Source organism: Paenibacillus sp. 10L310, assembly GCF_056395745.1.
Genome location: NZ_JBFTKC010000007.1, coordinates 199,136 through 212,118, shown reverse-complemented (window position 1 = coordinate 212,118; position 12,983 = coordinate 199,136). Strand labels below are relative to the sequence as shown.

Genomic DNA, 12,983 nt, shown 5'->3' with positions numbered 1-12,983 from the left:
AACGGAGTTATTCATATTATTGGGTGAAGGTAAGTGTATTTATCATTGCTATTATGCAGAGCGGATTCGAAATTGGAAACAAACTAAAAGCGGCAAGCCCGGGGGCTTTGCCGCTTTCTTTAGCTGGTAATCTACCTATAGAAGGCTATCCACAAATATCCGTTCAGTTGCGTCAAACATCAGCGCTGCGCGGCTGTAACCGAAGAATCGATATGCGCCTCACGGAGCTTCTGGTTCATTTTATACAATTCAATGCCTGCCAAGAGCACAATGCCGATCCCATGGGTATCGTTCAGATTCCAGCCCAGATCATCGCGATAATACAAGGCGGTAAACGAGTACCCGGAACCCCGGCATACCCCGTATATATTGCCTTTATAGTCAATCGACAAACGTGTCATGCCGTACCATCCTTTGCGTACTGCCTCCAGATAGGGCTCTGGCTGTTCCAGCCAGCCTTCCCGAATACCACGGGCATAGGCGTAGACGAACATCGATGTGCAGGAGGTTTCTTCATATGAATCCGGGCGGTTCAGAACCTGATGCCATAGTCCATTTTCCCCTTGCAACGCCAAATAACCTTCACTTAAATCACGATAGAACTGTAATAGTTCCGACCGTTTCACATGATCATGTGGCAGGATGGATAACAATTCGGTTAATGAAAATAGCACCCAGCCGTTCCCCCGTCCCCATGGAATACCTGTCGCCCGACCACGCACAAAATCATACACGTGGGACATGATCTGTTGATCGGGAAGATAGAGGTATTTACGGAACATCAGGAACTGATTGATCGCATCATCCCAATACGTCGCATCTCCTGTCAACTGACCATAACGCATCAGAAAAGGTGTACTCATGTACAAGTCATCACACCACATCGTCTCCTGACGCATCTCTCCGCTGCCGCGAACCCGGTAAAAGGCACCATCCTCCAAACGTTCCTGCTCATCCGTAATGTAGCCCGCAATCCGATCCGCGGTATCTCTTCCCCCACGAATATCGCCCAGCTCCATCGCAGCGAGCAGTGTAGATCCAAACGAACCGCAATCATCCAGACTGTCGATGGCAGACAGCTGATTATTAATCCCTGCCGCACCGTACCCTTCCCGATCCCACAGACCATAGCGATCAAATGAAGTACTCAGTTCAATATGTTGCCGCACATACTGAATGTAATCATCCCGTCCCAATTCCTGTCCCGTCTGTAGCAGTCCAAGCAGGGTAACGCCAAGTGGATAATTCCACTTTCCGTAATGTGTATTTTCCAGGTAAGGACGAACATGGGTGTCGGGAAGATCTACCCGCCAATACACACCTTGTGCGCCATCATCAAATACGGTATCTGTTCGCACGATGTCGGCATGCGATGGTTCAGCACCGGGAGCAAACACACCCGTGTACAGCCAGGGGTCAGAGCATCCCGCAACCGGATGAGGCGATTTCAGTCTCCAGCCTTTGGAATCCGAACGCTCGGCATCTTCCAACGTGAATCCCCATGAACCGCCTACTGCCTGGATTTCACCTTTCGCGACCAGATCGGATGAACCGTAACGGCGTGCGAGTTCAACTCGGAAGTTACCGCTACCTCCAGCAGAGTATACTTCCGTACCATCCACATACAGAGTCAAAGCTCCATCATGACGACCTTTTAAAATAACTGGTGATGTTCCTGGCAAAGTTACATCCAATCTGGACCATGCGTAGGCAACAGCGGGCTTTTCTGTACCAAAGATGCGGGCAAAAGAACCCATGCTCTGCTCCTCATCTGTCCAGCCCCTGCGCGGATACCAGGTAAGACCCGTTTCTTCTTCCGTCATGCCGTCACGAGGAAGAGATACTACAGGTTCATCGACGGGTTCCGAATATAACCAGCCCTCCTGACCCTGACGATCTACCCCAGGAGTGAGGAAGTGCAGCGGGAAATTTTTGAACGAGGCTGTTCCGTAGATACCGCCGAATCCCACTTCTGTTTTGACAAAACACAGCAATACATCATTCCAGCCATAGTTCACGGAAATCGGAATCTGGGTTCTTCGCTCGGGAAATAATTCCTGCAACAGCTCAGACTTGAATACCTCTTCACCGTTCACGTAAATCGTCACCGGACTATAACAGTTCAAGCCCGTATTTAACGTTGTATTCTGCTCGCTCCATAACTTGCCCCATACATACACGTACTGCCCTGCATGCGCCCCAACGCATTTCTCATTCAGATTCAGGTCGTAACGATAATCTCCAAGTCTACGAAAACCTCCCTGATGATAAGCTCTGAACAAAAAGGAATGTTTCGGATGATCGCCAATATAACGCTGAGCCACCGTAGTTAATATATCCGGAATTGAATCGTATACCTTGCCTGCAATCGCCTCGTTCTCATGAAAATAACGAATGATCGTCAGCTCCCTTCCTTATACCTTGATTCGTTCGCTTAGCCGCAATGTTTCTCCACCCTGCACTTCAACAACCTGCTGGTCAGCCGTGAACCAAACCGGGATGGCAGACGGATTATGGATGATGGAGCGATCTGCTGAACACTCCAATCGTTGCACCGCTTTCCAATAGGCAATCACTTCGATGTTCGTGGCATACCAGATATCGTCCCTGCCGCCAATCTGCTCACCGAACTGTTCGATGATCTCCCAATTGTCGTTGTCATTGAACTCATAACTGTGACCCCAGACGTAGAGTAATAGTGGCGTACCTGTTTTGGAATGTTGGATAAAACGTTTGGCATGCCCCGCCAGATCATGGTTATGATGACACGTCGGATGCCATTCAAGCGGCCGATCTGGCAACGTGTATCTGCCATGTGATTCAACGGTACGGGCATAATCAATGCCAAGCCACTCCAGCTTTGTACTTAACGCACGGTCGTACCCTCCGTTGGGATAAGCCATGCCTCGTACCGGATAACAGACGAGCTGCTCCAATGCTTTTCGGTCTTCGATAATCTCTTCGGTCAATAGTTCATTCGGAACATAAGGCAGCGTAGGGTGAGTAACCGTGTGAACGGCTACTTCATGCCCCGTATAAAGTTCAGCGACTTCCCCAGCCTCAATGCGGCCTGGATTACCCAGGGTACCGGAGTTCAGATTAAAGGTTCCCCGTAGACCATACCGATTACAGATTTCCACCAGTCTGCGATCATGCACCACTCCATCGTCATAACTGAGCGTTAACGCTTTCATCACACCACCTGGATAGCGGTCGAACTGAATACGATGTCCCATCCCTTACTTCCACTCCTTTATCCCAATTCTTCAACAGGTACATGACCTGCATCCTGTAATCGATGATGTTCCGAATCAAAATACGTACCTTCCAGCAGGCCGATCAATGTGTTGGTAATCCGCACTTCAATGTCGTTGTCTCCCGGACGCAACCAGGAGGTCTCTCCCTTCCAACGATACGGAGACCAGCATCTTACACCCAGGCTATGTCCGTTTACCCGCACTTCCACCACATCCTGCACACGCCAATCGCTAAATTCCAGTTCAAACGAGGTAATATCTTCCCCTGACTCATCCAGCCAGAACGTGCATTTATAACTCATTTCCCCGGCAAAATGGGGATACAGCGGCTGCGGTTCAGGTCCGATGCAAAGGGCCGTGTCCGGTTCCCGTACGAGTGAAACCATGCCTTCATGATGGAACTCCACGCCGAATCTTCCCTGTAGATACAAGGGATCCACGATGCCATCCTCATCTTTCGTTACCTGTACAATCACCGTCATTTCGTTGAGACCGCTGTGCAACAACTCCGTGATATCACAAGCGATGTTATTGTGGTCGGTTATTTCGATTGGATCGAACTGTTCTTTTCCAAGTGGTTGCCCATTAATCTCCATCGACCAAGTGCCCGAAATCGCCGCTCTGTCCATAAATAACAAACATGCAGGCAATGCCGTTCTTAGCTCAAATGTAGTCGTATATCGACATTCGATGGGATAGGCTAAGGATGCTTTTTTCGGTGTGCCAAATATCTGATTAAACTGGACTGGCAGATGCTGCTGCTCCGATAATTCTGCCGCCTGATCAATAAACGGTTTTACAGCTACATGCTGGCTTTCCAGAATCACACCATTAACATTGGAAGCCTGAAGATGGAATTGTCCCATTCGCAAAATGTTAGGTTGCACCGTTTCCAGTCGCCATGGCCCTTCCGAAGGGACCTTGATCTTACAGGCTTGATTAGCTCCTGCCAATACATCCGTTACGAACGCCGAACCCGTTTTGTCTGCTACATCCACCTTCGTTGTTGATGCCTCTTCCTTCGCAGGTTGTAAAGTAAGACGAACAGCATGCGCTTCATAAGGCGCCAGTGTTAGTGAAATGCACCATTCCCCACCACTGCTCGTATACGGCAATGTCTGAAGCTGCCCTGTCTCCAGATCAAGTCGTTCTGCCACCAGACAAGCGCCCTCTGTCAGATCCGCTCCTTCCCACAGCTGTCTGGCGACCAGCTTCAATTGACCCTTCAGGTCCTGACCCTCCTGATTGGTCAAAAAAACCATGTGCTCTCCAGCCGACAATTGACGGGTGTGCATCAGCAGGGAGGCACTTTCCTCCTCCATGATCCAGCAGATGGGTTCCGGCAATACCTGATCGAGCAGGAGAGAGATTAGCCCCAGCGAAAAGTCATCTCCTTGTCCTGTTCCTGCGGGTAGAAAATAAGCATTCCCCTCACCCTGATGCCACATGGTTTCACGGTTATCGTGATCTGTTGTCACGCTACGGCCCCAGTACACCTCTTGCGGTTGCTCGCCCGCACCAAAGAACTGGGCAGCTTCATCTCCCTCTGGACTTCCCTGCTGAATGGCAATATGCGGAGGCATCCCAACAGAGATGACAGTTCCTCCCTGCCGAACAAATCGCTTCACCTGTTCCCAGGCCACGGCCTCCAGATTCAGCATCGGTGGCAGAATTAATACGTCATAACGGGCAACGCCGATCTGAATGATACCATCCGTTAAGTCAGCTTCAGCCAACAATTCGGGATCAAGGTGATCATAGTCACGTCTGTTTTCGAGCAGAAGTGTCGTTATCCTCATCCAGTCCTTCGTCAGGCGCTCCAGTTGTACCCGTTCTGCTTCGTCCTCGCCGCTATACTCAAATCCATGCAGCGGATTACCCATCAGACTCCAGAATGTCGTCGTTGGGTCAAGCACGGCAATACGAATGTCTGCTGTTCCGGTGCTCATGAGATAGCTCAACCGTCCGGTGTAATCCCCTAACTGCCGGAAATGCTTCCAGTAGGGATTCTGCAAAAATTGAGACGGTGGTGCGTCATGCTTCGCAAGCCCACCAATCGTATAGAAAAAGGCATGAAAGTTATAGAAATTAGTGCCCATGGCGGCCATTCGATCAATCATCCATTTCGCATCCTGTAGCGTCATCGACCAGCCTACACTGTGAAAACATTCAATCAGATTGCGGCTTCGGCCCAATTGCCGGGCAAGCGAACTGACCATCTTGGGATTGTCACGCATCTTTTGACCATACCGTTCCAGAATCCACGATAAGGATCGCCCAATTTTCTCATGGGCCGAATCACCACCTGGCATATGACTGAACAACTGGGTGGTCATCCGTACGCCAGGCACCTCTGCCGCGTACTGGATTCTTGCTTCCTCACACCAGTCATGCACCTGTTTGTGATAGGACTCCCTGAGAAGCAGGTGTAGGGACTGATAGTAGTCATACCGAATCCGATGCGCGTCCGGAACATCACTATATAACAGGGCCGGTAGCGAATCGATCAGACTATAACCACAACGCTCGCTGAAATAACGGGGAAGCTGTGGTGACCAGGGAATACGGCCCAGCGGTGCAATCTCATCCGAGAACATGCCTTTGATTACGCTTTCAAATTGATCTCCAACCGCTGACTTATAACGCTCATGTGTCAGTTCAATAAAACGACTCATCGCTTCCTTGTGGCAAGGATCAACAAAGTTGCCGTAATATTTGAAATCGTCGATCTCCATTTCTTGAAATATAATCAACTCCCAATCACCTGGGGGAACATCCCACAACAAGCGGAACGCTGTTCGGTAGGTGAAGAACCGCTTGCGGTTATACGATGTGAGTCCGGTCTCCTGATACACCTGATCGGTCTGGATATTGCCGATTTTGCTGCGCAAGTCAATGGATTCATGCCACAACCGTTTGCCCTGTTCATCCTTGGGAATCGCCTTGGCAACCAAGACTCTTCCCCATGGCAACTCCAGATCCACAGCTTCTCCGCCCTGAACCACCAACTGATGATGCACGAGCTGACGTTGCTTCGCTTCAGGAAAATCAAGGGTCACTTCCCCACCAGCCATCCCGCTTGGATATGGATATTCGTCATATAACCATACCTGCATGCCGTGAGCATCCGCCGCTTCCACTGCAATCCGAACCTTATCAAACCACGCTTCCGACAGATAGGGAATTTGCAGTCCCTGACGTGGACAGATGAAGAAACCACCTACACCTTGCGCCGCCATCTCAGCCACTTGCCGCTTAATCTGTTCTTCTTCCATATCCCCGTTCCAGAACCAAAAGGGATGGACCCTGTACTGCGCCTCGGGATTTTCAAAAGCATCCCCGTTCCACATGTTGCCTTCCTCCCTGCGTGTCCAAGAGTGTGTGGTATCCAGCTTTACCAATAATGTCCATTTCAGTTCAAATAGGTTTTTTTCGATTTGATTATACATCAAAAACCATATTCAGGAAGTCATAATTTCCAACTACTTCAGTGCAGCGTACAGTTCATTAACTTCTTTCACATAATCGTCTCCGCCGTTATTCTTCCACAGGGCAACAGCATCTTCGAATCCTTTCTCATCAATCTGACCCACGATATATTTGATCCGCGCATCGTTGATGATATTGTCCAGCTGCGGTCCTTTCTGAGCGTAAACATCAGAGATCAGCGGTTCGCCAGGATTGGCAATGACAATCTCTTCGTTGGCTTTCTGCACCTGTGCAACCTTTTCGCGGACAGGTGTCTGTTGGACACGAAGCGTTCTGTCTTCCGGCACAAACATCAAAATCTGATTTAAACCCTGCAGGTCGCGCAGCGCCAGCTTGTCAGTGCTTGGTATGATGTAGTCTTCTTTTTTCTCATACTGCTTGCCTTCCAGTCCGTTGTACAACAATGCCTGCAATTCCGGTTCATTCAGCTGATCCAGAAAGCTCAGTACCTTCTTCAGATCTTCTTCCGTTTTGACACTGCTTTTGGAGATCGCAATCAGGCCAGAGTAGCCAGACGTTGGCATATCACGCAATCCCTTTGGACCTTCCATCGCTTGCAGCACATCCACGCGTCCTGTCGCATTGGGGTCTTTATCGAGTATTTTTTGATCCATCCGCTGCGCATTATCTGCTACATCCACCATGACACCGGCTTGCCCATTCACAAATGGATCAGGCAGTTTCGTTGCATCCATCACGGCAAAGTCCTTGTTCACCAAACCTTCGCTATAAATTTGCCGGAAAAATTTCAGGGCTTCCATGTATTCTGGTGTCTCATGCGCCGGGATCAGACCTCCGCTGCCATCATCTCCCCATTTGTTGGGTGCACCGAACCATACCTGCATGTTATCCCATGGACCCGTGAACTTGCTGGCAACCAGACCGTACGTATCATCCTTGCCGTTACCGTCTGGATCATCCTTCGTGAACGCTTTCAATACATTGTAAAATTCATCAATCGTCTTTGGCTCTTCCAGCCCCAGATTCTCCAGCCAATCTTTGCGGATTGTGACCCCATTACGTCCCAGGGCGCGTGCCCGGTAGATTCCATAGGTTTTGCCATCTATTGAAGCATTGTTAGTGATGATTTCATTCATTTGGCTCAGATTCGGATAATCTTTCAGATAAGGACCCAGCTCCCAGAAAGCCCCGGTTCGGGCCGCATTAATGAAACTTGGGGACTTCCCTAAGACCACCATAATCTGAGGAAGCTTTCCCGAGGCCAGTGTGATGTTGAATTTGTCTTCGTACGAGCTGCTCGGCACCCACTGCAAGTTCACATCCACCTTGGTCAGTTCTTCAAGCTTCTGGATGACCGGGCTGTTCTCCGGCGGATTCTCCGCTTCGAAGTTCGGAAGCATAATGGTAATTTCGTCTGTGCCACCGGCAGCGCTCCCTGAACCTGTTTTATCCGTGGAGCATGCTCCCAGAATTGTACTCAATACCAGTGACGCAGAGAGTAACAGTGCACCTTTTTTGAATCCCGTTTTTTGTCCCATACGTTCTCCCCCTTGGCTTTAGCCTTTGATTGAACCTAACATGACACCTTTGGCAAAATGCTTCTGCAAAAACGGATACACCAGCAAAATCGGAATGGTACCTACAACGATCACCGCCATTTTGATTGACTGTTCTGGTGGCTGTACAAAATTGGGGTCCATGTTTGCCATATCTCCGACACTGGCTTGCGAAAGTAACACGATCTGTCTCAGCATGACTTGCAGCGGCCATTTGTCACTGTCGGAAATGTACAGCAGTGCCGAGAAAAAATTGTTCCAGTGGCCTACGGCGTAGAACAAAGCAAACGTGGCAATGACCGGTTTGGATAAAGGCAGAACGATTCGCCACAGCACGCCTAAATCCGAACAGCCATCGATGCGGGCCGCTTCCTCCAGCCCGGGCGGCATTTGCTGAAAAAAGTTTTTGACAACTATTAAGTTAAAAGCGCTGATCGCGCCAGGAAGCATAAGGGCCCAGTAAGAATCGAGCAGTCCCAGTCCACGAATGACGAGATACGTTGGAATCATGCCACCGCCAAATAACATCGAGAAAATCACCATGTTCATCATGACGTTACGACCCCAGAAGTCACTTCTGGATAGTGGATAGGCCATCGTTAGTGTGAAGAACAGATTGACCAGTGTACCTGCCACCGTGATGAAAATGGAAACACCAATGCTGCGAAAGATCGTGGACGATGAAAAGATGTACTCATACGCGCTGAAGGAAAACACCTTCGGAATGAGGAAAAAACTGCGTTCGGTGATCTCGGCTTCCGTTGCGAAAGAATTCCCTATAATATACAGGAACGGAAGGACGGTTAATATGCCCAGAATCCCCAGCATGACGTAATTGAAGATATCAAATACCTTGCCGGCAGGGCTGTTGTATAGACGGCTGTTCATGGGCGCTCCTCCTTAATAAATTCCGGGATGGCCGAATTTTTTCGCAAGTTTATTACTGCCAAGTACCAGAATGATCCCCACCACAGACTTGAATAGTCCCACAGCGGTACTGTAACTGAATGCACCTTGCGTAATCCCCACCGTGTACACATACGTATCAAATACGTCCGCCACATCCCGGTTGAGGGAGTTGGTCATCAGATAGATCTGCTCAAATCCGGTATCGAGGAAGTTCCCCAGCCTGAGAATGAGCAAAATAACTATGGTCGTACGAATGGCTGGAAGTGTGATATGCCACATCCGCCGTAATCGTCCAGCGCCATCCACAATGGAGGCTTCATATTGTTCCGTATCTACACCTGCGAGGGCTGCCAAGAAAATGATTGTGCCCCAACCCATCTCCTTCCACATCATCTGAACAATAATGAGCGGGCGGAACGAACCCGGGCTGGAGAGTACATCAATGGGCTTGCCTGTAATCCAGGCGATCAGGTCGTATAACACCCCGCCCTGCGGGGTCAGGAACACGTACGTGATACTCGCGATAATAACCATCGATACAAAATGGGGTACATAGACCAGCGTTTGAATCGTTCTTTTGAAGAAAGCGACCCGAATTTCATTTAATAACAAAGCGATAATGATTGGTGCCGGGAAAAAGAAGATGAGATCATACAGGGCAAGGACCAGCGTATTACGTAATAGTCGGAAGAAGTCCGGATTGGAGAAAAAGTTCGTAAAGTTCTCTAGCCCTACCCAGTTACTCTCCCGGATGCCCAGGAAAGGCTGGTAGTCCTGAAAGGCAATGATGATCCCCCACATGGGCAAGTATTTAAAGATGACAAAGTACAAAAAGCCGGGAAGCACAAGCACATATAACCACTTGTTTCGTTTGATCTGCCTTTTCCAATTGGACTCTCGTCTCATGGGCCTTGTGGCCCTATCCGCTTGGGTGGTTGCAGTGCCGTTGGTATTCCAGTCCGTCTTCCCGTTCATCATGTCTCCCCTCCCTCAATGATGTAAGCGTTATCAATTAACCTGTTATTCAGACTATACAGACGCCTGGTTTCCGGCAACCTTCATTTTTTGCATTGCTACGACATGATGGCCGAAAAGCCCACTATAACGCCATTTTCACAAGAAATTGCACATAACGTAGCGGGTAGAATTGCACATTTTTGCGGGTTTATCCTTCTTTGTATCACGGTAAAAAAAGAAAAAACCAACATTCGCTAAAGCTGAATGCCGGTCTGAAATGACAAAGATATAAAAGTTTATTGTCCAAACCATTGATCGCGATACTGACTCGGGGTAACTCCCTCCTGTTTCTTGAAGATCCGATTAAAATAACTATGCTGATATCCCACAGCTGCCGCAACATCATTGATTTTCATCGTTGTCTCCCGTAACAATTGCTTCGCCGCATCCATTCTCACACGTGTCAGATAATCAATAAAATTGATGCCCGATACCTGTTTGAATGCCTTGCTCAGTGCATAAGGTGTCATCTGCTCCTCGTCAGCACAGTTTTCCAGCGAGATGTCGTTGCGGTAATGTGTATCGATGTACAACATCGTTCGTTCCACCACCAGTTTCAGTGGTTCCTGCGATCGTACCTCAACCTCTTGTATATAAGGTATGAGTACCTCATTCATCATCCATTGCTTCATCTGTACAGGTTCACGAATACCGGATAGTTGCTCATACATGTTGTAACCACCAAACAGCTTATAAGGTGTGACACCCGTTTGCAACATCATGTGCTGAATGCTGCCAAGCAATTGAAGCATCATCTGTTGCACCTGAAATTCGGTACTGCCCGTCCGCGTAATCTCACTCATGAATTGTTCCAGCACACGTTCTGCTTCGACTTGTTTGCCCAGCCTGACCGCCTGTAACAACTCCCGTTCCAGCCCAAGCGGATAGGAAGCTGCTTCGTTTCTGCAGAAACATGCCTCATCCTCCAGATCGAGAATCTGACTTCCTTCCTCCACACTGCGATAAGCCACGGCCTGTTCCATCTCGACGAATCGTCCGGGCAGTTCCTGTAGTGAAGCCGCTGGGCGACTGACCATCAAGGTCACCTTCATTTTGAGCGTACGTCCAATGACCTCCACCAGTTCCTGTCCCCATAACAACGCTTGTGACTTCACAGGTTCGTCCTGGGGAGCGATCACAAGCATGGCGGATGACAGGTCATGAAAGTTCATGACACTGATCTGCCTGAAATAATTTTTCGCAACTTCCTGTGTAATATTCACTGCTGCAAAGGTGACTAATCCCGTGTCCTGGCTTCCAAATCTGCCTTGCAGCTGCTCGTACCCCGTAAAATACATCTGCACCAGCAAATACTGCTGGCCCTCCAACTCAAATCCGAGATGACGCATGCGTTGCTGGAGATCCTGCTCGTTATAGGCGTATAGATGCCCCTGCACAAGTTGTAAGACAAAACTGTCGCGCAGATGAGGAAGCTGTTCCTGCAATTGGCGATGTGCCGTGACACTGCGGGAGGTCAGTTCGTTCCACTGTTGCTCCAGCAGCTTAAACTCGTCCAGCTTGGCATCCGTTGGTGTTGTTTCGTTTCTGCCAGGCGTAAGCAGATGCAGCATCCGTGCTACAGGCGAATAGATGCGGCGGGAAGCAAACCAGGATAACAATAATCCCAGGATGAGACTGCCTGCACTCGCAATGACGATGATTTTGGATACCAGTTTGACTGGCGAAGTGACTGAGGTCAGAGGTGCTGCGGAGACATAAGTCCAGTCTGAATCGATCCGGCTCAATGAACCGTATGAGACAGAATAGGTCTGATCCTCATATCGGAACAGGAATGAGCGGCTGCCCGCATGCAGGGCTACTTCTTCTTTTAGCTGCTGCTCAAAAGCAGAAGTCTCTCCCGCCGTTCCCGGATTCCCGGTAACCAGTGTGTTTCCTTCCTGATCCATAAGGAACGTCAAACCTTCGTCATAAGGAGTAAGCGTTTTCAATAAACTGGCGACTTTCTCGTTATCCAGCGTGATGATCAGTGCACCAAACGGATTAATGCTCTCCCCCGGTATCTTATGTACTAGAACAAGTGCATTGCCTGCATCCGTATGCAGTGGACTATCGTTGGTCGAAGGTTCGGTGTCTCTGTTGATGCTGGAAACCCAGTCTGTCCAGTACACGTGGTTCCCCATGGAAAGGTATCGATCATAGGCTTGTACTTTCGCTTCATCGTTCAATTCGGTATAATCCCGATTAAACAAGATTGGCTTCGGTTCCTGCAAATACAGCTGTGCTGACTTGATCAGTGGATGAGAACCTTGTAATACGTATAAGGTAGTCACAATCTCCTGCGTTTCATTGAAATAATATACAAAATCCAACGTTCGCAGTGCATTGCCAAACCTCGGTTCAAAAGCCCAATGGGATAAGTTCATCTCCAGATAAGCCAGCTGGTCATCCACATTACGTGCCCGGTTCTCAATCTGGTTCTGGTGCATCTGATTGAACTCGGTTTCCATCCGGCCAACAACCTGTTGATACATGACGATACCTGTGATTAGTCCGGGAATGCTGGCAATGAGTAAAATAAGCATGAGGCTGTTTCGATAAAATCGTCCTTTATGCCTTCCAGCCTTCAACTCGGATAACCGCTTGAATCTGCCAAATATTCGATCGCTCCTAGTCGGTTCCATCGCTGCTCACCTGCCTGCTTGCATCGAGTCTGACTGTCATGGAAACTTCCTCAACTCCCCTGAGAATATATGGATGAAATCCTTTTCTTGTATTATACGCACATTCCTCAGGTGAATGAAACGATCTGTAACCGATCATTTTTTTAACCAAT

The 12,983-nt window shown here is 48.9% G+C and carries 7 protein-coding genes; all 7 read right to left on the bottom strand.

Features of this window, described 5'->3' with window-relative positions; all coding sequences use genetic code 11:
- Positions 1–179: 179 nt before the first annotated feature.
- The 7 genes from AC1DE7_RS17560 to AC1DE7_RS17530 all read right to left on the bottom strand — a co-directional run bounded on the left by AC1DE7_RS17560 (position 180) and on the right by AC1DE7_RS17530 (position 12,831).
- Positions 180–2,324 carry a glycoside hydrolase family 88/105 protein gene (locus AC1DE7_RS17560; RefSeq protein WP_477534886.1) on the bottom strand — a complete coding sequence of 715 codons (2,145 nt, stop codon included), beginning with the start codon at positions 2,322–2,324 and terminating at the stop codon, positions 180–182.
- Positions 2,325–2,414: 90 nt separating this feature from the next.
- Positions 2,415–3,236, bottom strand: a complete 822-nt coding sequence (locus AC1DE7_RS17555) for a polysaccharide deacetylase family protein (RefSeq protein ID WP_127548224.1) — start codon at positions 3,234–3,236, stop codon at positions 2,415–2,417.
- A 17-nt stretch (positions 3,237–3,253) separates the two neighbouring features.
- The gene (locus tag AC1DE7_RS17550; protein WP_477534885.1) at positions 3,254–6,706 is read right to left on the bottom strand and encodes a glycosyl hydrolase; all 3,453 of its coding nucleotides are present in this window, start codon (positions 6,704–6,706) and stop codon (positions 3,254–3,256) included.
- A 33-nt stretch (positions 6,707–6,739) separates the two neighbouring features.
- On the bottom strand, positions 6,740–8,245 hold the full coding sequence (locus AC1DE7_RS17545) for an extracellular solute-binding protein (protein ID WP_127548220.1): 1,506 nt from the start codon (positions 8,243–8,245) through the stop codon (positions 6,740–6,742).
- Positions 8,246–8,263: 18 nt separating this feature from the next.
- Positions 8,264–9,151, bottom strand: a complete 888-nt coding sequence (locus AC1DE7_RS17540) for a carbohydrate ABC transporter permease (RefSeq protein WP_017692544.1) — start codon at positions 9,149–9,151, stop codon at positions 8,264–8,266.
- 12 nt (positions 9,152–9,163) lie between these two features.
- Positions 9,164–10,078 (bottom strand): ABC transporter permease, encoded by a 915-nt coding sequence (locus AC1DE7_RS17535; protein ID WP_074097016.1) that lies wholly within the window; start codon positions 10,076–10,078, stop codon positions 9,164–9,166.
- Positions 10,079–10,425: 347 nt separating this feature from the next.
- Positions 10,426–12,831, bottom strand: a complete 2,406-nt coding sequence (locus AC1DE7_RS17530) for an AraC family transcriptional regulator (RefSeq protein WP_477534884.1) — start codon at positions 12,829–12,831, stop codon at positions 10,426–10,428.
- Between the last annotated feature and the right edge of the window lie 152 nt (positions 12,832–12,983).